The sequence below is a fragment of the uncultured Fluviicola sp. genome, assembly GCF_902168135.1.
Taxonomy (GTDB): domain Bacteria; phylum Bacteroidota; class Bacteroidia; order Flavobacteriales_D; family Crocinitomicaceae; genus Fluviicola.
On sequence record NZ_CABHOL010000006.1, the window covers coordinates 64,837 to 89,593 of the forward strand.

General features: G+C 41.4%; 21 protein-coding genes. 10 read left to right on the forward strand and 11 right to left on the reverse strand.

Features of this window, described 5'->3' with window-relative positions:
* Positions 1-23: 23 nt before the first annotated feature.
* Positions 24-2,639, forward strand: coding sequence for an alanine--tRNA ligase (gene alaS / locus QZT69_RS00800; protein WP_294669602.1), 2,616 nt, complete (start codon positions 24-26; stop codon positions 2,637-2,639).
* Here the strand turns inward: alaS and QZT69_RS00805 are convergent.
* Positions 2,636-4,126, reverse strand: coding sequence for a lipopolysaccharide biosynthesis protein (locus QZT69_RS00805; RefSeq protein WP_294669605.1), 1,491 nt, complete (start codon positions 4,124-4,126; stop codon positions 2,636-2,638). The two genes, alaS and QZT69_RS00805, sit on opposite strands and share 4 nt — an antisense overlap.
* Before the next feature lie 199 nt (positions 4,127-4,325).
* On the opposite strand from QZT69_RS00805, the gene QZT69_RS00810 reads away from it, so the two are divergent.
* Both QZT69_RS00810 and QZT69_RS00815 read left to right on the forward strand, forming a co-directional pair.
* A complete protein-coding gene (locus QZT69_RS00810) occupies positions 4,326-5,054 on the forward strand; it encodes an FkbM family methyltransferase (protein WP_294669607.1) in 729 nt (242 codons plus the stop codon).
* Positions 5,055-5,061: 7 nt separating this feature from the next.
* Positions 5,062-5,826: a methyltransferase domain-containing protein gene (locus tag QZT69_RS00815; protein ID WP_294669609.1), complete on the forward strand. Its 765-nt coding sequence runs from the start codon at positions 5,062-5,064 to the stop codon at positions 5,824-5,826.
* Here the strand turns inward: QZT69_RS00815 and QZT69_RS00820 are convergent.
* Genes QZT69_RS00820 through gmd form a run of 4 tightly spaced genes read right to left on the reverse strand, consistent with a single transcriptional unit; the run spans position 5,821 to position 10,196 of the window.
* The gene (locus tag QZT69_RS00820) at positions 5,821-7,077 is read right to left on the reverse strand and encodes a glycosyltransferase (RefSeq protein WP_294669611.1); all 1,257 of its coding nucleotides are present in this window, start codon (positions 7,075-7,077) and stop codon (positions 5,821-5,823) included. The two genes, QZT69_RS00815 and QZT69_RS00820, sit on opposite strands and share 6 nt — an antisense overlap.
* Before the next feature lie 10 nt (positions 7,078-7,087).
* Positions 7,088-8,227 (reverse strand): hypothetical protein, encoded by a 1,140-nt coding sequence (locus QZT69_RS00825; RefSeq protein ID WP_294669613.1) that lies wholly within the window; start codon positions 8,225-8,227, stop codon positions 7,088-7,090.
* A 6-nt stretch (positions 8,228-8,233) separates the two neighbouring features.
* Positions 8,234-9,166 carry a GDP-L-fucose synthase gene (locus QZT69_RS00830; protein ID WP_294669616.1) on the reverse strand — a complete coding sequence of 311 codons (933 nt, stop codon included), beginning with the start codon at positions 9,164-9,166 and terminating at the stop codon, positions 8,234-8,236.
* The gene (gene gmd / locus QZT69_RS00835) at positions 9,150-10,196 is read right to left on the reverse strand and encodes a GDP-mannose 4,6-dehydratase (RefSeq protein ID WP_294669620.1); all 1,047 of its coding nucleotides are present in this window, start codon (positions 10,194-10,196) and stop codon (positions 9,150-9,152) included. The genes QZT69_RS00830 and gmd overlap by 17 nt, the downstream gene beginning before the upstream one ends.
* Positions 10,197-10,356: 160 nt before the next feature.
* Here gmd and QZT69_RS00840 point away from each other — a divergent pair, with 160 nt between their 5' ends.
* From QZT69_RS00840 to QZT69_RS00855, 4 genes are read left to right on the forward strand one after another with little or no spacing between them, the layout of a single operon-like run.
* Complete coding sequence (locus tag QZT69_RS00840) at positions 10,357-10,983, forward strand: methyltransferase domain-containing protein (RefSeq protein WP_294669623.1); 627 nt, start codon at positions 10,357-10,359, stop codon at positions 10,981-10,983.
* A 12-nt stretch (positions 10,984-10,995) separates the two neighbouring features.
* The gene (locus tag QZT69_RS00845) at positions 10,996-11,661 is read left to right on the forward strand and encodes a hypothetical protein (RefSeq protein WP_294669626.1); all 666 of its coding nucleotides are present in this window, start codon (positions 10,996-10,998) and stop codon (positions 11,659-11,661) included.
* A 19-nt stretch (positions 11,662-11,680) separates the two neighbouring features.
* Complete coding sequence (locus tag QZT69_RS00850; RefSeq protein ID WP_294669629.1) at positions 11,681-12,451, forward strand: class I SAM-dependent methyltransferase; 771 nt, start codon at positions 11,681-11,683, stop codon at positions 12,449-12,451.
* A 30-nt stretch (positions 12,452-12,481) separates the two neighbouring features.
* Positions 12,482-13,396 carry a glycosyltransferase gene (locus tag QZT69_RS00855; protein WP_294669630.1) on the forward strand — a complete coding sequence of 305 codons (915 nt, stop codon included), beginning with the start codon at positions 12,482-12,484 and terminating at the stop codon, positions 13,394-13,396.
* Between the two features lie 75 nt (positions 13,397-13,471).
* Here QZT69_RS00855 and QZT69_RS00860 read toward each other — a convergent pair whose 3' ends face one another.
* Positions 13,472-16,480 carry a YfhO family protein gene (locus QZT69_RS00860; RefSeq protein ID WP_294669632.1) on the reverse strand — a complete coding sequence of 1,003 codons (3,009 nt, stop codon included), beginning with the start codon at positions 16,478-16,480 and terminating at the stop codon, positions 13,472-13,474.
* Positions 16,481-16,624: 144 nt separating this feature from the next.
* Between QZT69_RS00860 and QZT69_RS00865 the strand changes: the two genes are divergently transcribed.
* The 3 genes from QZT69_RS00865 to QZT69_RS00875 all read left to right on the forward strand — a co-directional run bounded on the left by QZT69_RS00865 (position 16,625) and on the right by QZT69_RS00875 (position 19,329).
* The gene (locus tag QZT69_RS00865) at positions 16,625-17,593 is read left to right on the forward strand and encodes a hypothetical protein (protein WP_294669634.1); all 969 of its coding nucleotides are present in this window, start codon (positions 16,625-16,627) and stop codon (positions 17,591-17,593) included.
* The gene (locus tag QZT69_RS00870; RefSeq protein ID WP_294669637.1) at positions 17,590-18,570 is read left to right on the forward strand and encodes a hypothetical protein; all 981 of its coding nucleotides are present in this window, start codon (positions 17,590-17,592) and stop codon (positions 18,568-18,570) included. The genes QZT69_RS00865 and QZT69_RS00870 overlap by 4 nt, the downstream gene beginning before the upstream one ends.
* 321 nt (positions 18,571-18,891) lie before the next feature.
* On the forward strand, positions 18,892-19,329 hold the full coding sequence (locus tag QZT69_RS00875) for a hypothetical protein (protein WP_294669640.1): 438 nt from the start codon (positions 18,892-18,894) through the stop codon (positions 19,327-19,329).
* A gap of 66 nt (positions 19,330-19,395) precedes the next feature.
* On the opposite strand, the gene QZT69_RS00880 is transcribed toward QZT69_RS00875, so the two are convergent.
* From QZT69_RS00880 to QZT69_RS00900, 5 genes are all read right to left on the reverse strand, one after another.
* Positions 19,396-20,565 carry a sigma-54 dependent transcriptional regulator gene (locus QZT69_RS00880; protein ID WP_294669642.1) on the reverse strand — a complete coding sequence of 390 codons (1,170 nt, stop codon included), beginning with the start codon at positions 20,563-20,565 and terminating at the stop codon, positions 19,396-19,398.
* Between the two features lie 197 nt (positions 20,566-20,762).
* The gene (locus QZT69_RS00885; protein ID WP_294669644.1) at positions 20,763-21,656 is read right to left on the reverse strand and encodes a hypothetical protein; all 894 of its coding nucleotides are present in this window, start codon (positions 21,654-21,656) and stop codon (positions 20,763-20,765) included.
* Position 21,657: 1 nt separating this feature from the next.
* Positions 21,658-22,923: an ABC transporter permease gene (locus tag QZT69_RS00890; protein ID WP_294669645.1), complete on the reverse strand. Its 1,266-nt coding sequence runs from the start codon at positions 22,921-22,923 to the stop codon at positions 21,658-21,660.
* A 13-nt stretch (positions 22,924-22,936) separates the two neighbouring features.
* Positions 22,937-23,860: an ABC transporter ATP-binding protein gene (locus QZT69_RS00895; RefSeq protein WP_294669647.1), complete on the reverse strand. Its 924-nt coding sequence runs from the start codon at positions 23,858-23,860 to the stop codon at positions 22,937-22,939.
* A 15-nt stretch (positions 23,861-23,875) separates the two neighbouring features.
* Positions 23,876-24,757, reverse strand: an 882-nt coding sequence (locus QZT69_RS00900) for a CPBP family intramembrane glutamic endopeptidase (protein WP_294669649.1), incomplete at its 5' end; no start/stop codon positions are given.

Sequence of the window (24,757 nt, forward strand, 5' to 3'; positions counted from 1 at the left end):
GCTAGTTCGCAAGTTGAATACCAATGACAGTACACGAAATTCGCAAGCAATTTTTTGATTTTTTTGCGTCGAAAGGACACCAGATTGTTCCTTCAGCACCAATGGTTGTGAAAAATGACCCGACCTTGATGTTTACGAACGCCGGAATGAACCAATTCAAGGATTTTTTCCTGGGGAATGCGGTTCCAAAAAACCGTCGTGTCGCCAACTCTCAAAAATGTCTGCGCGTTTCCGGAAAGCACAATGACCTGGAAGAAGTGGGTGTTGATACTTACCACCACACCATGTTCGAAATGCTTGGAAACTGGTCATTCGGGGATTATTTCAAAGAAGACGCTATTGCATGGGCATGGGAATTATTGACAGAAGTCTATAAAATCCCGAAAGACCGGTTGTACGTAACCGTTTTCGAAGGAGATGAAAAAGACGGCGTTCCGAGAGACCAGGAATCGTATGATATTTGGAAAAAATTTATTTCTGAAGACCGCATCATTCTTGCTTCCAAAAAAGATAATTTCTGGGAAATGGGTGATACCGGACCGTGTGGCCCTTGTACCGAAATTCACGTAGATAACCGCCCGGAAGCAGAACGCGCTAAAGGAGACGGAAAACAATACGTAAACGAAGACCATCCGCAGGTGATCGAGATCTGGAATAATGTATTCATGCAGTTCAACCGCAAAGCAGATGGAAGTTTGGAATTGCTGCCGGCTACTCACGTAGACACCGGTATGGGATTGGAGCGTTTGGCTATGACCCTGCAGGACAAAACATCCAATTACGACATCGATTTGTTCCAAACATTGATCCGTCACATGGAAGGCGTTTCGGGAAAAAAATACGGTCAAGACGAAACAACGGATATCGCATTGCGTGTAATCGCAGACCACGTGCGTGCAATTGCTTTCTCTATTGCTGACGGACAATTACCATCCAATACAGGAGCCGGTTATGTGATCCGCCGTATTCTGAGACGTGCAGTTCGTTACGGTTACCAGACTCTGGGATTGAAAGAACCATTCCTTTCCGGATTATCTGTTGTTCTTTCCGAAGTGATGGGAGATCCGTTCTCAGAATTGATCAAGCAGCGCGAATTGATTGAAAAAGTGATCCGTGAAGAGGAATTATCTTTCTTCAGAACCCTGGAGCAGGGAATCAAACGCATTGAAAGCTTAATCAAAGCAGCAAAAAATGAAAACAAAACAATTCTTGACGGAGTTTCCGTTTTTGAACTTTACGATACTTACGGCTTCCCGTTCGATTTAACGAGCCTGATTGCACGTGAGAATAATCTTTCCGTAGATGAGGATGGTTTTAATGCAGAATTGACAAAACAAAAAGACCGTTCGCGAGCTGCAACAGCTATTGAAACCGATGACTGGGTGCAGTTGATTGATGATTCGGTAGAAGAATTCGTTGGATACGATTATTTGGAAACCGCTGTGGATATTGTAAAATACCGCAAGGTTTCTCAAAAACAAAAAACTTTCTACCAGTTGGTTTTCTCCAAAACTCCGTTCTACCCGGAAGGTGGAGGTCAGGTTGGTGATACCGGAAGAATTTACAACGATTCCGAATCAGTAATCATCTTTGATACGAAAAAGGAAAACAACCTGATCGTTCATTTGTCTGAAACACTTCCTGCAAATCCGGGTAAACCTTTCACAGCTGAAGTAGATAAGCAAAAACGCAAATTATCCGCATACAATCACTCCGCTACCCATCTTTTGCACCACGCATTGAGAACAGTACTGGGAACACATGTAGAACAAAAAGGATCTTTGGTAAACCCGAACTACCTGCGTTTTGACTTCTCTCATTTCTCAAAAGTGACAGACGAAGAATTGGCAAAAATCGAATCTTTGGTTGGAGAAGCAATTCGCGCAAGCATTGACTTAGACGAAAAACGCAATGTTCCGATCGAAATAGCAACAGAAATGGGTGCGATGGCTTTGTTCGGTGAGAAATACGGTGATACTGTGCGTGTGATCAAATTCGGTGATTCGGTAGAATTATGCGGAGGAACACACGTGAAGAACACCGGGCAGATCGGTTTATTCAAAATACAATCCGAGTCGGCAGTAGCTGCAGGTGTTCGTCGTATCGAAGCGATTACCAATGTAGCAGTTGAAACGTACTATGCGGACCAGGAATCAAAATTGAAGTCTGTAAATGAGTTGCTGAAGAATCCGAAAGATGTTTCAAAGGCTGTGGAAGATTTGATTTCGAAAAACAATCAGCTTCAAAAACAGGTTGAGAACTTCAAAAAAGAACAGGCTAAATTGGTTAAAGCTGATTTGAAGACGAAGATTGTTTCCAAAGGAGACTTCTCGTTCCTGGAGTCCATTATTGACCTGGATGCCGGTTCAGTGAAAGATATTTTATTCCAGCTGAAAGGTGAAGTTCCGAATCTATTTGCGGTAATCGGCTCCAAAGAAGAGGACAAATGTGCAATCAGTGTATTGGTTGATGAACAACTGGTTTCTTCTAAAGGTTGGAACGCGGGTAACCTGGTAAAATCAGTTGCATCCATGATCCAGGGCGGCGGCGGCGGACAAGCATTCTTTGCTACTGCCGGAGGTAAAAATGCTTCCGGATTGGAGCAGGCAATTGCCGAGATAAAAAAAACAATCGCTTAAACGATTTTTGATCGAATAAAGGCCATTGCCTTTTTGATATAATTGATCGTTTCCTGTTCGAGTGAAAATACGTAAATAGGAACCAAAAATAAGACGCAAACAAGAGTGGATTCAAACAAAAACTGGATCCACTTGTTGTTTATAAGTCCTTGTGTGAAATATCCGGCAAATATGGTCATAATTCCCAATCCAATGATCACAAACTGTTTCCAGTGAAAGGGATGTAATCTATAAGCAAACCACACAAACAATAATCTCCCGATATTATAAACAAACAATGCAATCGAAGTTGAAATTGCTGCTCCCACAATTCCAAAGATCGGAATCAACCAATAATTCAACAGATAAACTGCAACAATCAGGAATACCGTGAAGAAGATATCGTATCTGTACTTCTTGGAGGTCGAAAATATGGATCCGTTTATTCCAAAATACATATCTACCAATCGTCCCATCATAATGAAGAAAAATACCCAGATTCCCTCCCTAAATTCTGATTTGATAAACGAAAACAGAAAATCAATATTCACCCAGCACAAAAGAAACATCGACAAACCAATCACTAAGGAAACGGAACTGACTTTGGTGTACAATTCTTTCATCTTATCCATTTCGCGGTGTTTCCAGAAGTCCGAAACCAGGGGTGCACTTACGCGAAGGATGGATTTAAATGGAACTTGAAGTACTCCTGCCAGGAACACCACTGTAGCAAAAATCCCTGCTCCTTTTAGCCCCACAAACTGAGCAATCATCAACACATCCAATGAGCTTACCCAAACTCCCCCTAATGTATTCACATAGGAATAGGATGAAAAGTAAAAGATGATTTTTTTGAATCGCTTTGGAATTTGGATTGTTGAAATCCGCACCTGGAATTCATTGATGTTTCTCAGATAAAAGACCAGGATGAGGGTTGGAATAATGTATAAAAGACTATGCAATCCTACAAATAATTCAAATGAAATAAGGTCTGCCCATTTTAGTACCAGAATTACAGTTGTTGCAAGGCGAAGAACGACCTCATAGGCAAAAACAGCAATGATATTCTTATACAGACTGCGCAGATAGGTTTCCAGGACAATGAAGAGCGAATAGGAAATTCCAATCGGTAATATCCAATAATAATAATCCAGGAACATGGGGGATTTTTCAATATATCCCTGCTGGATCTGATCTCTGAAAAGAATATAAAGTCCGCTGTAGATAATGATACCTGCGCCAACTATTAACAGGACGAAGGGCAAAAAACCATGATGCTTTTTCTCTTCATTTTTCAGAAAAGGAAAAAACTTCCAGGTCACGTAAACAGTCCCGAAATTCGCCAATTGCGCAAATAAGGTTCCAATGGAAATAATCAGGTTGATCAGCCCGATTTGGGCTGTGGAAAGAATGAGTAAAAACAAAACACCTTTATTGAGATAACCAATAAGAATTCCTACGTAGGAAATAACAGTTGTTCGAAAAGCGTCTTTTTGTACCAGTCCCATTGAAAGCGAAATTAAGTAATATTTTCTGGAAAAGGTCGGGACGATTTGCTATTCTGCGCATTCCCGGCCCCCTGAATTCCGGGTTTCGTAATTTTATCTCCACGAGTCATCTTACTTAAACTTTTGTTATCTTCGGCTTTTATTTAAAAATGCAGCAAACCGGCGGGCAGATTTTAACTTCAAACTATGATCTCTTTCTATGAATTTTAAGATGAAAATGGCGGCTACTCTGATCAAAATGGGAGTTCCGATTCTAAAATATTTTAAACCTGATTGGCTGAGGAGATCTCAAATTTTAAAATACCATGGGATTGATCTGTTGTTTGACGTAGGAGCAAATGCGGGTCAGTACGGTGAAATGTCGCGCATGTTGGGTTATCAGGGAAAAATCATTTCCTTCGAACCGGTAACGGATGCTTACAAACGGCTGGAACAGGCTTCTGCCAAGGATCCAAAATGGACCATCCATAAATACGCTTTGGGTGATGTTGCCGGGAAAACAACCATCAACGTCTCCGGAAATTCTTTCAGCAGTTCCATCCTGGAGATGGAAGATGCGCATGTGGAAGGTGCACCTGAATCCAAATACATTGGGACCGAGGAAATCGAGATCAGAACATTGAATGAAGTATTTCAATCCTTTCATCAAAAAGGGAATAAAGTCATGCTTAAGATTGACACCCAGGGATATGAAAAAAATGTTTTGATCGGTTCGGAAGAAGTATTGGAACAAATCACCCTCATTCAATTGGAAATGTCTTTGGTACAGCTTTACCAGGATGAAGCTCTTTACAGGGAAATCATCGATTACCTGGATGAGAAAGGATTCACACTGATTTCCCTGGAAAACGGATTCAGCGATGCTAAAACCAAACACTTGCTGCAGGTTGACGGAATATTCCTGAATACCAAACAGGTGAATAAATGATTGGACGATGAATGACAAAGATCTTTTAACCGAACGAAAATTCTGGGAAGATTATTGGAACAATAAACGCGACCAATTAATCACACCTGTGCCTGAAGACGGATTTCACCAACGGGTACTGAACACACTGATGTCGTCCAACCCTCAAATCAAATCGGCTATTGAACTAGGCGGTTTTCCGGGAACGTTTTCCATTTACATCAAGAAGAAATTCAATGTCGAAACTACCCTCCTCGACTATTTCATCGATCAATCCATTGTAGATGATCTATTGCAGGTAAACGGACTGGAAAAAAATGCCATTCACCTTATCGAAGACGATTTAACGTTGGACCACCCGGTTACAACCAAGTACGATTTTGTGTTTTCGGTAGGACTTATCGAGCATTTTAAAGATACCAAGGGAATTATTAAGCGCCACCTGGATTACATCAACCCGAACGGGGACTTACTGATCATTCTTCCGAATTTCAAAGGAGTGAACGGCTGGCTGCAGCGTAAATTCGACAAGGCCAACTACGATGTGCACAACATTGATTCCATGGACCTGAATCTGTTGAGATCCATTGCAGAAGAATTGAAAATTGAAGATGTTTCGGTTTACTACACCGGGAAATTCAGTATTTGGCTGGAGAATTACAAAACGCAATCGGTTTTAGTAAAAGCATTCTACAAAGCACTTTTTGTATTCGGAAAAGTATTTACGCGCGTAATACCGATTGAAAGCAAAGCACTTTCTCCGCTGATTGTTCTAAAGGGAAAAGTATCATAACATTGTCTTGTACAAGTCTATGAACTGAGGTGCGACCACACTTTCTGAAAACGTATTTTGCGCTTTTTCCAGGCAATTGTCTGAAATTTCTGTTTGGTCCTGCGACAAAACCCATTCTATTCCGTTTACCAGGTCGACAGTATCTTTGTATACTGCCAGGTAACCGTTGTATTGGTGATCAATGATATCCGGAATTCCTCCCACCTTAAATGCAACGGCAGGCGTTCCGCAGGAAATACTTTCAACCAGTGTGTTCGGTAAATTATCTTCCAGCGAAGGAGCAATAAACAGGTTTGCCGCATTGTAGCAGGAAACAATTGCATCCACATTACTCAAACGTCCTAAAAAATGAGTCGGGAAATAAAAATTAATCAGCGACGGATCATCCACATTCCCCATCACAACGATCTCCAGGTCTTTTTTGAGCGGCGAATCGGATTCAAACAAATTTTTGAGAGCCGCAGACAGGTAATGATACCCTTTGCGTTCATTATCTATTTTAACTGCTACGAACAAAAGCAGGATTTTATCTTCCGGCAGGTTGAATTGTTTCCGTGAAAGTATTCGATCTTTCTTCTTAAATACGGAACGGTCAATCGGATTCGGGATACAGGTAATGTAATTCGGTTTCAACAGGCTGCTGGTCCTTGCCAAATCTGCAAGCCAGTTACTGCAAGCCACGAATTTCATTTGATCGGAATACATATCGCGCTTGATCTTCCAGATTCTGTGTGACAGATCGTTCTCTCCCGAATGTTTGATTAGGATACAATTTCCGCATTCCTGCATGAAATGGTCACATTCCCGGGTGTAATGACAACCGCCTGTAAAATACCACACATCATGCATCGTCACCACCATCGGTTTTCCCAGTTCAATTAACTGACGAAGGTTTTTGTGGGACAAAAAGCTTTGATTGATCCAGTGGAGATGCAGGATATCTGCTTCGCGAACCAAAGGATGCTTTGTAATGTCTGTTCCAAAATATGCCGTTGAAAAGGAATAGCGTTCCTTTTTAGACAATTCGTACGGCAAAAAGAGAATACTTTCGACAATAAAGCGCAATTTGCGCATCCATTTTTTCCATTTCGTATCAGCAACTTCCGCCACTGAAGGATCTTTTGTCTGAGCCACATTGACCAGCAGTTTCGCCTCTACTCCCTCCGATTTACTCAGCGCGGCAGTCAGCCTTTTAGCGGCGATAGATCCGCCCCCGTGAGTTTCGTATGTGCTAATTACCAGAACCTTCATAAATCGATTTTCAAGCGTGTTTAGGTATTTCCGAATAAGCATCCAGCACCTGCTGTTTCAATGATCCGATGATATTTTTAGTCTGAGCTGCTTTCACCGCAATTTTTTCCCGATCCAATTCTTCCAGGAAGTGAGCTATTTCGGTATTCATCGATTCGTTTTCGGGAATAAACCAGGCTGCTTCTTTAAACATTTGCCAGTTATCACTCTGCTCGCTTCCGCAGAAAACAATCGGACGTCCGGTAGAAATCGCTGTAACTGCCTTGGAAGGAACGGCTGCGTGTGTCCAGGATGTTCGTAAAGTCACCAAATGCACATCGATGTACTTCAGATGTTCCTGCGCAATCCCATTCTCAACAATCACTACATGCTCAAAACTCCGTGCAAAGGCTTTGATCTCTTCAGCCCGAATCCCATAAACCGATAAGATAAATTGAAAGCCATGAACTCCGGAAACACGAATCATTTCCCGGATGAACTCCGGATTGTGAGCCTGTCCTGCATTCCCAAAATAACCCAGAGTGATCTTCCCCGGATTATACCAATCAGGCTTGCTTTCGTCGGAAACAGTCTGGTTATCTTCCAGTGAAACTCCGGCGGGCAAAACAATCACCGGAACAGGTTCGTTATATTGTGCCTGAATGTACCGGGCCTGTTCATTTCCAAGAGAGATCAATAGATCCGGTGCATTTTTGTATGTTTTCTTCAATAAGAAACGGTAAATCAAGTTGCTTGCTTTGATGGTATCCGCAGATACAAATCCTTCGGGGAACAAATCCAGTGACCAAAAAGCCCATTTCTTTTTCTTCAAAAGTATGGAAGCCCACATCGGAAGCAGCGGCGGACTGGAAGTACAAATGATCAGGTCTGATGGATATTTCTTACTTTTTTTGATCAAAATATATCCGTCGTAAAGCATGTTGAAAAGCTTTCCGAATTTGTTATTGTTACTGAATTTTTGCTTGATCCGTGTCACATTACCCGTCGGATTGATAGTACTAAGATTCCCTTTTTCACTGATATCCATGCAGAAAACCTTAATTTCCACATTGGAATCACGGATCAGGTATTGAGCCATTTGATCGGCTAAAATTCCGTTGATATTCTTACTGGGCGGATAATGTCGTAAAACGATGGTTATCTTTTTCAAAGCGACTTATTTTTTCTCCTGATCCAAAAACGAGGAATAAGCTTTCCGAATACCTGCTTCCAATTCGGTTGTTGCTTTCCATCCCAATTGATTAATCCGGGAAACATCCAATTGTTTTTTAGGTGTTCCGTCGGGCTTCGAAGTGTCAAAAACGATCTCGCCTTCAAAACCTACAATTTTCCTTACCAAATGAGCCAGATCCGCAATGGTAATATCCGATCCGGTTCCCACATTGATAGCTCCCGGTTCGTTGTAGTTTTCCATCAGGAAATAACAAGCTTCCGCCAGGTCATCTACGTAAAGGAATTCACGCATCGGTGTTCCGGTTCCCCAAACAACTACTTCTCCTACTCCATTGTTTTTCGCTTCGTGGAATTTACGGATCATAGCAGGTAACACATGTGAATTCGACAAATCGTAGTTGTCATTCGGACCGTACAAGTTGGTCGGCATGGCTGAAATAAAGTTCGATCCGTATTGATCGCGGAATGCATCGCACAATTTAATTCCTGCAATTTTTGCAATCGCATAAGGTTCGTTGGTTGGTTCCAGTGTTCCGGTCAAAAGACTGTCTTCCGAAATCGGCTGATGCGCAAACTTCGGGTAGATGCAGGAACTTCCAAGGAATAATAGCTTTTTCACGTGATGCGCATGTGCTGCATGGATCACATTGGTCTGAATCATCAGGTTATCGTAAAGGAAATCGCCTTTATAAGTATTATTTGCCTGGATTCCGCCCACTTTTGCAGCTGCCAGAAATACATAGTCCGGTTTGTTTTCTTCAAAAAAAGCCTGAACATCTGCCTGGTTGATCAGGTTTAATTCTTTGGATGAACGTGTGATGAGATTCGTGAAGCCTTCCTGTTCCAGTTTCCGGACGATGCTGCTTCCTACCATCCCGTTATGTCCGGCGATGTAAATTCTATCCTCTTTTTTCATCCGCAAGTACCTTCGTATGTTTGACCATTTTAATGTCGTGTTCCATCATAATCCGCACCAATTCATCGATCTCCACTTTCGCTTCCCAGTTCAGTTTATTTTTTGCCTTGGTAGCATCTCCGATCAACAAATCCACTTCCGTCGGACGGAAATATTTCGGATTCACCTCGATTATTTTTTTGCCTGTATTCCGGTCAATGCCGATCTCATTTACGCCGGTTCCTTCCCAGACGATATCAAATCCTACATATTTTGCAGCCCTTTCGACAAAATCTCTCACTGTATAGGTTTTCCCTGTTGCAATAACGAAATCTTCCGCTTCATCCTGCTGCAGCATCAGCCACATAGCTTCTACATATTCTTTGGCGTATCCCCAGTCACGTTTTGAGTCCAGGTTTCCCAATGACAATACCGGACGAATTCCCTGTGCAACTTCGGCCAGGCCAATGGTGATCTTGCGGGTAACAAATGTTTTCCCTCTACGCTCACTTTCATGGTTAAAGAGAATTCCGTTGCATGCATACAAGTTGTAAGCTTCACGGAAATTCTTCACAATCCAGAAGCCGTAGATCTTTGCCACACCATATGGACTTCGCGGGTAAAAAGGTGTGTTTTCCGTTTGAGGAATCTCCTGCACTTTTCCATACAATTCAGAAGTTGAAGCCTGGTAAAAACGGGCATTCGGGCAGTAATTCCTTAAAGCATCCAGGATCCTTAAAGTTCCCATGGCATCAACCTGAGCGGTATATTCCGGAACTTCAAAAGAAACCTGCACATGACTTTGTGCTGCTAGGTTGTACACTTCATCAGGCTGGATAGTAGACATCAGCTTGTTGATATTCGAGCTGTCCGTAACGTCTCCGTGATGCAGGATAAAATGCTCCTTTCCGATCAGATGATCAATTCTTTCCGTATTAAAAACACTTGCTCTGCGGATAATTCCGTGAACTTCGTATCCTTTTTCAAGAAGCAATTCTGCTAAGTATGATCCGTCCTGACCAGTAATCCCTGTAATTAGCGCAACCTTCATTCAATTTATTTTGGCTATCAAAGATACGATTTTATCAGTGATAAATCGGCAAAGCCCCTCAGAAACGCATTTTATCAGGCAGATTGTTCCTTCAATCAGTTATCAGTAGAGGTTTATTACTTAACTTTGGATTTCAACAATCAAAAACGGAATTAAAGTCATGATTAAAAGAACTTTGGGATCGCTCTATCGAAAACTATACAAAAACGGCGTTGAAGAAAGAACTTTCAGAAAACGTCTTCAGGAGCAAAAAGGACCAATTAAGCTGGTTGTAGGGAGCTCAGGTATTTTTGATGAAGGATGGATTCCAAGTGAAGCACATTTTCTAAACCTGCTGGATGAGAAAACCTGGTTGAATTATTTCAAGGAAGGGCAGGTAGATTGTATCATGGCTGAACATGTTTGGGAGCACTTAACACCTGAAGAAGGAAAAAAAGCGCTCCGTGTTTGTTATAAATTCCTGAAAAAAGGCGGCTGGATACGCGTAGCTGTTCCCGATGGCTTTCATGAAAAACCGGAATACATTGAGTATGTGAAACCCGGAGGACATGGAGCCGGAGCAGACGACCACAAGGTTTTGTACAATTATAAAACATTCAGTGCCGCATTTGAAGAAAGTGGTTTTAAAGTAGATCTTTTGGAGTATTTCGATGAGAACAAGGAATTCCATCATAACCCATGGGAAACCGAAAAGGGATTTATCCGCCGTTCAGCAGAACACGACAGCCGGAACCAAAACGGTGAATTGAACTACACAAGTCTTATCATCGACGGAATTAAACAATAATATAGTAAAGCGGTGAGCAATTCCAAAACACCTTCAAAACTAAAGGCTTTTACAACCCTGATTGCTAAGCCGGGTCGTCTGAAAGCATTACTTTCTCTTGGTCATAAAGGTTACTTACACCACATCGGATGGTTTAATGCCTACGAAAAAAAGCAATCTGTCGACGGACAGGGAAAAGCTATTCCCTGGGTTACCTACTCTTTCATTGATTTTATCAAGGACCGAATTACTAAAAATCACCGGATTTTTGAATACGGTTCGGGGAATTCAACCATTTTCTATGCAGAAAGAGCTGGTTCTGTGACTTCGGTAGAACACGACCAGGCCTGGTTTGACATGATTAAGAAGTCTAGTCCTGCAAATGCCGAAATGATCTTTTGTGAACTGGAAAGTGACGGAGAATATGCCAAAAAGGCTGCTTCCCTGCCTGAAAAGTTTGACATTATCATTGTAGACGGGCGCGACCGCGTAAATTGCTGCAAATATGCAGTTGATGCGCTTTCTTACAATGGAGTAATTGTACTTGATGACAGCGAGCGTGAAGTTTACAGTCCTGCCCGGAAGTTTCTGAAAGAAAAAGGATTCAAAGAATTATATTTCAGTGGAATCTCACCCGGATCACTGATAGCCAAAGCTACCTCCGTGTTTTACAAATCCGAGAATTGCCTGGATATTTGACAAACTTATTTTTCCAACTATGGCAGAATTTCTAACAGACAGTGTAAAAACAGCATACGATCAGTTCTACACGAACGATCAAACGGCCTGGCGCATGCTTGGAGCGAAATATAAAGCACAAAACATTGTGGATGTTTGCAAAGACATCAAACCGACCAAAGTACTGGAGGTGGGTGCCGGAGACGGCAGTATTCTGCATTTCCTGGACCAATGCAGCTTCGCACCGGAACTCTATGCCCTGGAAATCGCTCAAAGCGGTGTAGATCAAATACGCGACAGAAAATTACCGCGTTTGAAAGAAGTGCAGGTTTTTGACGGATACAAAATCCCCTATCCGGACAACAGTTTTGATCTGATCATTCTTTCTCACGTTTTGGAACATGTGGAACACGAACGTATGCTCATCCGGGAATTGAAAAGAGTGGCTCAATACATCGTGATAGAAGTTCCGAAGGATTATCGCTTTGGAGTTGATAAAAGAATGAACCATTTTCTGAGTTACGGACATATCAATATGTATACGCCTACTTCCTTACGGTTCCTGCTGCAAAGTGAAGGCCTGGAGATTCTGAACGATAAATTATCACTCACTGACCCGGAAATCACTCGTTTCAGTGAGTTTACGATCAAAAAAGCACCGAAAACTTTTTCAAGCAATTTAAAGATCAATCTCGTTTATCGCGTTAAAAAATCATTGGGAAACCTGCTTGGAAAAAAGAAACAGGAACAGTTTGCCAATGCATATACCGTTTTAACGAAAAAGTCGAACCAGGATATTCACATTTTCTAAGTTACTTCAGCTACAATTATTCCTTCTCTTATGCAGAATCTTGCTCCCATAGCTCTGTTTGTTTACAATCGTCCGCAGCACACTCTCCGGACGCTGGAATATCTGAAACAAAACAAGCTGGCTTCGGAAAGCAGGTTGTATATTTTTTCAGACGGGGCCAAAACTCCCCAGGATGAAGCGAAAGTAGCTGAGGTCAGAAGTATTATTAACCACGTGACGGGGTTTTACTCTTTAGAAATCATAGAACGCACTGAAAATGCAGGCCTGGCCAATTCGATCATCGCCGGTGTAAGCCGCTTGGTAAAGGAATTCGGGCAGGTTATTGTTTATGAAGACGATATGATTTCCTCGCCTTACACGCTTACTTATTTTAACGATGCATTAAATCGTTACCGCGAGGTTGAAAAAGTGATGCATATCGGTTCTTACATGTTCCCCATACAAACAGAAGGCCTTCCGGAAACGTTCTTTTTCAGAGCGGCAACAAGTTGGGGCTGGGCAACCTGGGACAGGGCCTGGAAGCATTTTGAACCCGATATCGACAAACTTATCGCACAGTTTGATGAACCAAAGAAAGCTGCTTTCGCTATTGATAACACCATGAATTACTGGAAACAGATCCAGGAGTTTAAGAGCGGAAAAAATAACAGCTGGGCCATTCGCTGGTACGCCTCCATTTTTTTGATGAACGGACTGACGTTAAATCCTTCCAGGTCATTCGTACATAATATCGGGCACGATGGCACTGGTGTTCACTCGGGTATTAACGACATCTACGAAGTAACAATCAATGAAAAGCCTGTCACTTACTTCCCTGACGTCCTGGAAGAAGACAAAACTGCTTACGAAGCCCTGAAAAATTACTTTGCCAACCGAAAAGGCAGCCTAGCGGCAAGAGCAAAACGGGTTGTACTCCTCAAACTGCATCAGTTATTCAAAAAATAAACGTTATTTCATCCGATAAAAAAATCCCCGATCTGCGAAAGACCGGGGATTTTTAGCTTTTATAAAAGTACTTTGTTAATTCTCAGAAACAGGTTGCTTTTTCTTTTTCCAGGAATAATAAAATGCAAATCCAAGCAGGGCAAGCATGATGATTGAACCAGTCATAGCGATTGTCCCGAATGTATGGTACTTCGGTAAATCGTAAGTAAATTCAATCTTATGAGTTCCGTCTTTTAATTCCAATCCACGGAGCAGGTAATTCACTTTCAAAATAGGAGTTTCTTTTCCGTCAACGATTGCTTTCCAGCCAATTGGATAATAAATTTCGGAGAATACTGCCAACTGATCTCCTTTGACATCAGCAGTGTAAGTCAATTTATTCGGTCTGGATGATGTCAGTTTGATGGTCCCCTCTCCCGAGAATTTCTTTTTGGTCAATTTATCGGAAAAAGATGACAACATCACAGCCTCATTCTTCGGATCAAAAGTACCTGTTACTTTGAGTTGAACCAATGGTGTGAATGATTGTGCCGTGTCCATTTGTAAAGTAATCAAAGGAACAAGATTCGTATTTCCTTTTACATCCATTACGAACATCGCTTCCTGTCCCAGAGAAAGTCCGTTTGCCAGTTGAACTGTAAGAGAATCTTTTTGTCCGGGAACCAGGTACTGCAATTTCTCTCCACCGTATACATCTGCAGTTTTAGCAGGCTTTTTATTTACCAATAAAACTCCTGTTCCTTTATTCTCAAGACGGAATCTGGTACCTAAAGCTCTGATCTCATCATTTGCTGTTGCATACGTTTCCACCTCTTTAACCAACCAGGCATTCCCGAGTGCATTCGGATTCAGAATCGCTGTATCCATTCCGTTCTGCAATGGCTGCAGGAAGTACTTCACATTGAGCATATCCAATACATTGCTATTCGTTTTTGATAAGTGGAATGAGATCAAATTATCAATATTTCTCAACTTCGCTCCATGGTATCCACCCAAAGATTTGTGGAAGTTCGAAGCACGACTGCTTGAGAATGCTCCGGAATAATCCAATACACGGTAATTGGTAGCAGCGCTCAACTCGTAAAAACGATAAGTATTGATCACATTCATTCTTGCTGCTCCTTCATATCCAAGTTCATCGGCCAAAGCTTCTCCTTTTGCTTTTCCTTTCGCGATTTTAGAAGCTAATGACGGATTTTTAGCAACTTCTGCGGCCATAATTTCCTCATCTCCCTTTGTAGCCGCATTCGGATATGCAGACAAAGCCGCGTCTTCCCAATATTTATATCCGTTACCTGAAATATCATCTACTGCTCCCAGGTAGTTATATGCAACCGGTACCATATCGATAAATGTCAACACGACCAATCCTGCCAATAAAACCGTACGGGCTGTCTTTTCAGACTTCATATAAAGGAATATCACCAACAATCCGCCTGCAAGAACTACAAACAAGATGGAACGTGTCATACTTGAGCTATAGATCTTTTCTCTTGCTATTTTTACCGCATTGTAAGACTCCATCTGGTTGTCTACCTGCATGTCCACAAACTGTTTAACTTGTTGTGGATTGGATATGTCCAGCTGGTAATTTGCCATAGCAGCCTGTGGATCCATTTCCAGGATCTGTTTGGTATACATTTCCCCTAAACCCGCATATTGTTTCGCTTCCATCGGGTTAGTGTATCCGTCGCCCAAACCAACAACTTTAACAATTACCAGGAATATAAATACCCCACCAAGCGCAATGAAAAGCTTTTTCTTTTGCTCAATAATGCGTTCGCGCTGCTTAATTAATTCATTCAGGAATAAAACAGCCATCACCGGGATTGTCAATTCTACAATCACCAAAATCATGGTTACTGCCCGGAATTTGTTATAAGCAGGAACATGATCGATGAAAAAGTTGGTTAATCCCATAAAGTTTTTACCCCATGAGAGCATGACCGCCAAAATAGTTACCGCGAAGAGCGCCCATTTGATGTTGTTCTTCATGAAAATCAATCCTAAAAACGCCAGCAGGAACGCAATAACTCCGATATAAACAGGTCCGGAAGTAATCGGCTGTGCTCCCCAATAGGAATAACCATTCATAGCGCTGTTGATCTGCTGCTGGTTTAAATCGCTGTTCTGAATGCTTTCTGCAAAAGGAGATTTTGCCAAAGGCTCGGATGCACCACCTTTTACGTAAGGCGAAATCAGGGTGAAAGTTTCTCCGATACCATAAGACCACTGTGTGATATATCCCTTATCCAAACCGTTGCCCTGATCTTTTAAAGCTGTCCCGTCCGGATTAATGGTTACATCGTTTGCTCCACGAATACTATACTTGGCGTAATCATTCGTCAATACAATATTTTCACTATTGATCACAAAAGCAAGCAGATAAACAGCGATAATCCCTCCGGAAGTAATTAAGAAACCTTTGACCTGCTTCTCTTTGATTGCTTCAACCAGGAAGTAAATTCCTACGAAGAACAATACAAAAAAGAAGTAATAAGTGATCTGAACATGGTTCATTGTGAGCTCCAGCGTCATAAGAACACCTGATAAAACAATCCCCCAGAGCCTGTTTCTCTTGTAAGCATAAATAAATGCTCCCAGCAATGCCGGTAAAAATGCTGCTGCTGCAGATTTGATTACGTGTCCGGCCTGGATAACTATCAACTCATAACTCGCAAAACTGTAAATAATGGCTCCTATCAATCCGATCCATGGATTCAACCTCAAAAAACGGGCGAAAATCAGGAACGATAAAAAGTGCAGGAAAATCAACCCGAATGGCTGAGGAAAAACTTTAAAATAAGCTCTTGAAACCGATACAAACCAGTTTCCGGGTTTTTCCAAACCGATCTGCTCTGCAGGCATTCCTCCGAATCCGGAATCGGACCATTTCGGTTCATCACCAGTCGCCTCGCGGTACATTTTAACCGAATTTGCCATTCCGATTGCTTCTTTGTTATCGTGTTGTTTTACACCATATCCCTCAAATTGAGGTTTAAAGAAAACAGCCAAAACAATCAGCACAATGCCGATAATTGCTAAATAAGCCCAGTTTCTTTGGAAAAATCCTTTTATGTCCATAAGTTAAAATTGTTCAAGCCAAAAATAAGAACTTTAATGTTCCAAAGGGAGTTTTGTCAGAAATTATCCCGTTTTCTGATTTTTAGCGTTTTTTTGAACCAAAGTTGATTTGGAATGTATAGTCATTTGTTCTAATATCGAATTATGAAAACAGGCTTTTTGTTCGTGCTTTTAATGGGATTTGTTTTTGCCGCGAAAGCTTCAGATCTCCGGAAATCTGTTCCCGGTTTTTACATCTATAAAACGATTTCCAATAAGTCTGTCAAAAACGGGGAAGCATCTTTGACACTGCATTTCAATGCTCCCAATTTCAGGGATATTCCTTCAGGCTATCAAACAATGATCTATTATTCGGTGAATGAATTTGTCGACACCCTGGTTTTGGACTCACTCTTTTCGGCAAACATCCGGATTCCTGCTAAAAAAACTGTTTTTAAATTTTGGCCTGGTCCGGGTTATGAGGAAGTAATCACTGATTCGATGCTTATTGAAAATCAAACGGATAATGAAGCCCAGGTCAATTTCCTTTCATGGAACACAATGATTGAAGTGGACAAACCCGTTATTTACCTTCAGAGTCCATACAAAGTTGATTTTTCAATACAGGTGAATCCTGTAAATGACTTCACTTTTACTTACCCGGCTTACCCGGACGGTTGGAAAGGAACTCTTGACCCAAGCGGACAAATGACCATTAACGGTAAGAAATATCCTTATCTGTTTTGGGATTCGAAGCAGGAATTTATCCCCGGAAAACATCCTAACGGTTATCACATTTCCAGACAGGAAGTCATCTCATTCCTGGAAGAGCAACTTTCGAATGCCGGATTGAACTACCGGGAAAAAACAGATTTCATCACCTATTGGGGACCTCGATTAATGAAATACGAAAATGTCTTTCTGCAATTCTACCTGCAGGAAGCTTGTGATCAATTTGCAACCATTCAATGCGATCCGGTACCAACAGCGATTAATCGATTATACATCGGGTTTTCCGAATGGAATGACCAGTTTGAAAAATACATTCACCCTATCGAACTTCCAACATTTAAGCGAAGCGGATTCAACATACTGGAATGGGGTGGATTTGAATTTAAATCCATTGAATTATGAACCGTAAACTCATTATCCTCTACTTTTTAGTCCTGCCGTTTCTCGGGTTATCCGGAATAAAAGAAAGCCTTCCTTCTTATTGGATCATTAAAGACAGTGTTTCCTCTAAAATTCATGCCGACAGTACGAACCTCGTTTTCAGGGTCGAAGATTCTTACGGACAACTCCTGCTTAATCAACATCCGGTAATCGTTCAGGTGAAAGTTGATGGAAAAACCAAAAGGTTTACGGTTACCAATAAGAAACCGACGTTTAAGTTATCCCTTCCCAAAGGGAAACACACATTGGCTTTCTTCGTCAATGCAAACTTTGATGAAATTAACCTGGAACGAGCGTTTACGGGACAACACTATTATGAAATCGGGCTCAATTTCCAGGGATCGGCCGGTTCCGGACCACAAATTATGTTGGAAAAACCGGTCATATACCTCTACAGTCAAAAGGAAGAACCATTTAATCTGAAAATCAAAACCGACGCAGAACTAAAGTTTACCTATCCGGCATACACTAATGAATGGAAAGGAAAGTCATCTGCAGACGGTACAATTCAAATGGACGGTTCTAATTATCCCTACCTGTTTTGGGATGCAGCTCTTTCGGTAGAAAAACTAAAACCAAATTGGCTTCATGCCGACCAGTTTGAAGGTTCAAATACAGTAACTTATTTAGAGAACCGGTTAACTAACCTGGGATTCAACGAAAAGGAAAAAACCGATTTTATTACTTACTGGGGGCCGCGCATGCAGCAAATGAAGGTCGTACAAATAATATGGATGCAGGATGAGCAGCTTGATCCGATTGCTTCTCTGGAAATCGTTCCTTCTTTCAGGCAAAACCGGATTTATATTCTTTTCCGCGAAACGAGTGCATTCATGGAACAGACGACAGTATTAAAGGTTCCTCCTTTAAAACCATTGGACAGATCCGGTAATTACCTGGTTGAATGGGGCGGAATTGAAGTTGAACCAACTCTATAAGTTATGCGCATTTTATTATTTTCCCTGTTGATCAGCTTCAACTTATCGGCAACCAATTTTGAAGTTATTCCCGATTATTTTGTCCGGTTGACAATCATCGGAAAGTTTTCATGAAACCGCAGAAAATCGAAAAATGAACCATGACGGCTTTGATGTCCTGGAATGGGGCGGGATTGAAGTGAACAGTGAATCGGAGTTGTAAATTCGGGACCAGGTGCATTCACTTACCAATTTTCTGTTTTCACTTATCAATTCTACATGCTCGCTTCTCAATTTACACGATCTGTATTAATTAATTTGCTTAGTTTTAGAAAAAAACATATGAAAAAATTAATCCTTTTACTTTCAATTTCGAGTGCAGTTCTGGTAACTTCCTGCAACATGGCAAGCGATGCAGATTATGAAGCAATGGCTAAAGACATGTGCGACTGTGTGAATAAGTCTTCAACAGGTATTTCAGATGACATGAAAAATGCGATCATTCAATCTGAAAAAGATGGAACAGATATGGAAAAAGCCATGACTGCTGTGTTAATGAAAGACCTTGAAAAAGGAATGGCAGATGCTCAGGCCATGCAGGAACTTGGAACAGAAATGCAGTCTTGTTCAAAAGACCTGGAGAAAAAATACGACCAGGTGTATACTTCTGAATCAGAAGACGAGGTAATCAAAAAGATCCTGAACGCTTTGAAAGCAAAAGACGGATGTGAATTTACTTATGCAATCATGAAAATGGGTGCGAAAGAAATGAAGAAATAATTATCCCAAAAATAGAATTATCAAGTGGGCACGCGATTAATCGCGTGCCCACTTTGTTTCAATGATTTATTTCTTCGGATTTGCGAACATCTTCACATCATCTCCCGTGATCTTCGGACCGCACAGAATTACCAGACGTTCTACAATATTTCTCAATTCACGGATATTTCCCGTCCAATCGGTTTGCTGCAATTCAAGCAGTGCATCATCTGTAAATTCTTTCTTCGGGATTCCATGCTCGCTGCAGACCAGGGCAATAAAATGCTCCGCAAGCATCGGGATGTCTTCACGACGCTCATTCAAAGAAGGAACGTGAATTAAGATCACTGCCAAACGATGGTACAAATCCTCCCGGAAACGTCCTTCAGCAATTTCTTTTCGCAGATCCTTATTGGTTGCCGCAACCACGCGTGCGTCGATTTTAATATCTCTTTCACTTCCTACGCGTTGTATCACGTTTTCCTGAAGAGCACGCAATACTTTTGCCTGAGCAGAAGCACTCATATCACCGATCTCATCCAGGAACAAGGTTCCACCCGAAGCCAGTTCGAATTTTCCTTTTTTGTCTTTTACGGCAGAAGTGAACGCTCCTTTTTCATGACCGAACAATTCGCTTTCGATCAATTCACCTGGAATTGCAGCACAATTCACTTCCACAAACGGCATTTTCCGGCGGTTGGAAAGATCATGAAGCGAGCGGGCAACCAATTCCTTTCCGGAACCATTTGCTCCGGTAATCAATACGCGCGCATCGGAAGGTGCCACTTTTTCAACCATTTCCTTGATATTGTTGATTCCTTCGGTTTCTCCGATGATCGAAGATCCTTTGAATTTGCGCACGGTTGTTTTCAACTGCTTGGTTTCCTCGACCAATACTACACGGTCTTTCGCATTCCGGATCGTGACCAGGATACGGTTCAAATCGAGCGGTTTTTCAATAAAATCGAAAGCACCTTTTTTGATGGCATCCACAGCTGTTTCAATATTTCCATGACCCGAAATCATGATAACCGGCGTATCGATCTTTTGAGCCATCAATGCATCCAGGACTTCCATCCCATCCATTTGGGGCATTTTGATATCACAGAAGATAATATCGTAAAGCGTGTTTTTTGCTTTTTCAAGCCCTTCCGTTCCATTTTCAGCTTCATCTACCTGAAAGTCCTCAAATTCCAGAATTTCACGCAGAGCCCGGCGAATAGCGCGCTCATCATCTATGATCAGTATCTTTGCCATATTTTTTTATTGGTGAACGAAAATAACCAATTAATTATGAATGCCGAATTACGAATTACGAATTTTTCGATCTTAGTTTGCCGGATCAATTATCATCAGGTAATAGAATATTCAGGCAACCGTTAATTGGCAGAATTCGTACTTGATCCAGACCAATTCAAAAATCATTCGGAACCCGGAATTAGGAATTCGTAATTTCAGAAAAATCGTCTTAAAACTCCTTCTTTCAATGAGCATGGAGAGATCACCACTTCTTTGATTCCAAACTTCTCCATAACCCATTTGGTTTTTAAAGCAGCGATCGGGGCCATTTTTCTTCGAATCGGGATAATAAACGGGTGGTTTTCCCGCTGTTCGGAAGTAGAATCAATGATCCAGTCTAAGGTGTCAATTAATTCGGCTCTCGGAATACGGATATTTTGCAGCATGTTCGGAAATGCTTCTTCATGCACCATTTCATAGAAAGTTTCAAAACTCCCGGATGCTCCAACCAATACTTCACAGGACCTGAAATTTTCAAGTTCCTTCGAATTTTCCTCAAACCACGCTATTAATTGATTTTTGTTTTCCCTGGTCAACGGATCTCCCAATGAAAATAGCTGAACAGCTCTTGACACACCGATATTTGCACTGATGAACTCCAGTTCTTTACCTGTTTCAATACGAATGAATTCCGTACTTCCACCTCCAATATCCATGATCAGTGAGCTCTTATCAAATTCATAGGACCAACTCACTCCCTGGTAGATCAATTTCGCTTCTTCCAATCCGTCAACGATCTCGATATCCAAATCAAACCGTTTTTTTATCTCGTGCAGGAATTCAGCCTTATTACCGGCATCACGAACCGCGGAAGTTCCAATTCCAACAATCGTTTTAACTTCCAGGCTCCTGCAGGTTTGCTTAAATTTTTCAAATGCCTGAAAAGCGCGTTCCATGGCTTCATCCGAAATGATCCCTTCATTGATACCTCCCATTCCGAGAGCAACTCCTTCTTTTGAATTATGTACAATATCAAATCCGGTGGTATGCACATCCGCAACCAGTAGATTAAAGGTATTTGTTCCAAGATCAATGACCGCTACACGCATGCTATTTGACTTTCAACCAAAGAATAATATTTTTAAATCGCAGTGTGTGGCCAAATTGAAGTAAACCGTTCTTGAATAATCGCGCTGCAATGGCGATCACACCTACAGAACTTACCAGGAGTAAAAATAAGGAAACAAACAATTGGTACGCATCTCCATCTGCAAACCCCATTGCCAATTTCACCATGGCTACTACCGGAGCTGTGAACGGGAAGTACATCAGGAATGTTGTCCATGGGCTGTCCGGGTTCTCCAAAGCAAAATAACCGGCATATAACGCAAAGCACAAAATCAGGATTAAAGGAATCAGGAACTGCTGTCCGTCGGATTCTGAGCCTGAAACTGCACCCAGTGCCGCGAAAAATGCTCCATAGAATAAATATCCGCAGGCAAAGAACAGCGAAAAATAGAACAGCATCACTCCGAATTGTACACGGTCGAAGACTAATTCCACGAACTGATTGTAATCGCTTACCTGTCCTGCTGCCTGGTTCGACGCATCATAGATATCCACGAAAATCGTTTCTCGCATAAAGTACAGCCCCAACCCGATAATCAGGCACCATAAGAATACTTGTAAAAATGCGCTGATTCCAATTCCCAGGATTTTCCCCAGCATCAACGATCTTGGTTTCACAGTTGCCAGTAAGATCTCCACTACCCGATTCGTCTTTTCCCTGGAAACAGAGCGAAGGATCGTCATGCCGAAAAGGAAAATAAATACAAAGATTACTGCTCCGAAGAACAATCCGACCCAACCGGCCATATCGCTTTTAACATCCTTCGGATCATAAACATTTCGAAATGCAAAATTCAGGGGCTGCTTGATCTTTCTAAATTCCGCAACTGACAATTTCGTAAACTGTTTGGCTAGTACTTCTTCCAATCGTCTTTCAACCTGGTAGCGGATATTTACCGACATGGTAAAGGAAGGTTTTTCCCGGTAGAACAAAAAGCTCGATTTATTCGACAGGATCTTCTCGTTGACTTCAACCATCGCGTCAAAATCAGCAAAGCGCTTGTCATTGGCAAATTGCTCTATTTCGATATAGTTCGTAGCAAAAGAGTATTGAATATTCGGATCTTCAGCCGACATGATCTTGTGTTCCATAATATTAGCCGGATCCACAATCAACACGTGCCATTTCTGCTGGTCTTTTCCTCCGAATTGGAAAATCAGGAAAGTAAAGGTCAGCACTACCATCGGACCTAAAATGGCCATCAGTATAAAAGAACGGCTTCCCAATCGTTCTCTTAGTTCACGCATAGCGATTATCCAACTATTTCTCATCACTATCAGTTGTTACAGTTGCAATAAATACTTCATTCATACTTGGTAAAACCTCCCAGGCAGCTTCAATTTTGACTTGACCCATCAGGGTTTTAAGCAAATCCTCGAAGGAATTATCGCCTCTCATTTTTACATGCGCAATAAAGCGGTCATCGCCCAATATTTCTTTATCAATCAGTTCAAAGCCTATCCACAATGCATTCACGAAGGCAATCATATTGCCTCTGAACTTAACTGCGTATTCTCCTGTCTTTTGCTGATCCTGGATTTCGCTCACACGCCCTTCCAACACTTTTTTGGATTGATGAATCAGTACTACCCGGTCACAAATCTCCTCTACGCTGCGCATATTGTGTGTCGAAATAAGAATGGTCTTCCCTTTCGCTTTCATTTCCTGCATTTCAGCTTTGATGAGTTCCACATTTACCGGGTCAAATCCCGAAAACGGTTCATCCAGGATCAATAAATCCGGTTCATGCAATACTGCAAAAATAAATTGTACTTTTTGGGCCATTCCCTTCGAGAGCTCCTGGATCCTTCTTTTTCTCCAGTCGGCGCAATTGAATTTTTTCAGCCAATAATCCAAAGAAGTATTGATCTCCGATTTACTCATTCCACGCAATGCACCCAGGAAGTGAGCATGCGCTTCAACAGTCATTTGTTTATACAACCCTCGCTCTTCAGGCAAATACCCGATATGAGCCAAATGTTTCTGCTGCAGCAAATCGCCGTTAAAACGGATTGTTCCCGAATCCGGTTCAATGATTTTATTGATTATCCGAATCAGCGTCGTTTTTCCGGCTCCGTTTGGTCCCAGCAATCCGAAAATCTCCCCCTTTCGGAGGCTGAATGAAACCTGGTCGATTGCCGCTTTTCGCTGATAGCGTTTTGTAAGCTCTTGAATTTCTAACATTTAATCAAAAATGATTTATTTACTCTGTAAAAGTACCTTATTCCAGTTTTTCCATCGGTAAACCAACCAAAAAACAAGAATCATTAACGGATAAAACAGGAACATGGTTACATACATATCCCAACCTAATACCGGTGAAGACACATCCATAAACAAAGCATCGGTTTGGATAACCTGCCAATTATTTGTCACGATGATAATTCCAAAGAGATTGTTTGACAAGTGAAAACCCCATGAAAGTTCAATTCCATTGTCCATCACAGTAATAAAGGAAGTGAAAACTCCTGAAATAAGGTAATATCCGACTGCAAATAATCCCAATTTGTCGATTTCCGGATTCATTAAGTGCAAAGCACAGAAAAGAAGTCCGTTGATACCGATTAAATAGATCCCTTTTTGTGTCACTTTCCCAAATAACTGCAGTAAAAAACCTCTGAAAAGAATTTCTTCAAACCCGGTTTGAATCGGTACAAGAATAATGGATAACAGTAAAAGACAGAAGAACTGTTCGTTTTTAAAATTCCACTGGATCTGGTGATTAAGATCAATGAAAGTGATAAAAAAAGAAACCATCATTAATATCGACCATAAACCAAAGTAGAAAAAAAACCGGTTAAAATCAAAGCGCGAACGTGCTGTTAAGAATGTTCTGAAAGGTCTTTTAAAAATGAGTTTTGAACAAAATATAATTGTAAGGACACCCAAAGCAAAGGGAATCATATTTAGTGCGAAAAATTCGTTTTTTGAAAACAGATCTTTAGTTTCAGAAAATGATCTGATCGTTTCTCCTGCAGGTAATTTGAACGATATTACCAGCTGCATCAGGAAACCTCCCAAAAAATAAACACCGATAAGAATAGCTACAAGACCCAGTAAATAGTGTCTAAACCCAATAGT

Excerpts from the sequence above, each read along its gene's own strand:
- QZT69_RS00860 (WP_294669632.1), bottom strand. The coding sequence starts at position 16,480 with ATGGACATAAAAGGATTTTTCCAAAGAAACTGGGCTTATTTAGCAATT.
- QZT69_RS00830 (WP_294669616.1), bottom strand. The coding sequence starts at position 9,166 with ATGAAAAAAGAGGATAGAATTTACATCGCCGGACATAACGGGATGGTA.
- QZT69_RS00855 (WP_294669630.1), top strand. The coding sequence starts at position 12,482 with ATGCAGAATCTTGCTCCCATAGCTCTGTTTGTTTACAATCGTCCGCAG.
- QZT69_RS00885 (WP_294669644.1), bottom strand. The coding sequence starts at position 21,656 with ATGCGTGTAGCGGTCATTGATCTTGGAACAAATACCTTTAATCTACTG.
- QZT69_RS00815 (WP_294669609.1), top strand. The coding sequence starts at position 5,062 with ATGAATGACAAAGATCTTTTAACCGAACGAAAATTCTGGGAAGATTAT.
- QZT69_RS00865 (WP_294669634.1), top strand. The coding sequence starts at position 16,625 with ATGAAAACAGGCTTTTTGTTCGTGCTTTTAATGGGATTTGTTTTTGCC.
- QZT69_RS00805 (WP_294669605.1), bottom strand. The coding sequence starts at position 4,126 with ATGGGACTGGTACAAAAAGACGCTTTTCGAACAACTGTTATTTCCTAC.
- QZT69_RS00810 (WP_294669607.1), top strand. The coding sequence starts at position 4,326 with ATGAATTTTAAGATGAAAATGGCGGCTACTCTGATCAAAATGGGAGTT.
- gmd (WP_294669620.1), bottom strand. The coding sequence starts at position 10,196 with ATGAAGGTTGCGCTAATTACAGGGATTACTGGTCAGGACGGATCATAC.
- QZT69_RS00840 (WP_294669623.1), top strand. The coding sequence starts at position 10,357 with ATGATTAAAAGAACTTTGGGATCGCTCTATCGAAAACTATACAAAAAC.
- QZT69_RS00870 (WP_294669637.1), top strand. The coding sequence starts at position 17,590 with ATGAACCGTAAACTCATTATCCTCTACTTTTTAGTCCTGCCGTTTCTC.
- QZT69_RS00875 (WP_294669640.1), top strand. The coding sequence starts at position 18,892 with ATGAAAAAATTAATCCTTTTACTTTCAATTTCGAGTGCAGTTCTGGTA.
- QZT69_RS00850 (WP_294669629.1), top strand. The coding sequence starts at position 11,681 with ATGGCAGAATTTCTAACAGACAGTGTAAAAACAGCATACGATCAGTTC.
- QZT69_RS00820 (WP_294669611.1), bottom strand. The coding sequence starts at position 7,077 with ATGAAGGTTCTGGTAATTAGCACATACGAAACTCACGGGGGCGGATCT.
- QZT69_RS00880 (WP_294669642.1), bottom strand. The coding sequence starts at position 20,565 with ATGGCAAAGATACTGATCATAGATGATGAGCGCGCTATTCGCCGGGCT.
- QZT69_RS00895 (WP_294669647.1), bottom strand. The coding sequence starts at position 23,860 with ATGTTAGAAATTCAAGAGCTTACAAAACGCTATCAGCGAAAAGCGGCA.
- alaS (WP_294669602.1), top strand. The coding sequence starts at position 24 with ATGACAGTACACGAAATTCGCAAGCAATTTTTTGATTTTTTTGCGTCG.
- QZT69_RS00890 (WP_294669645.1), bottom strand. The coding sequence starts at position 22,923 with ATGCGTGAACTAAGAGAACGATTGGGAAGCCGTTCTTTTATACTGATG.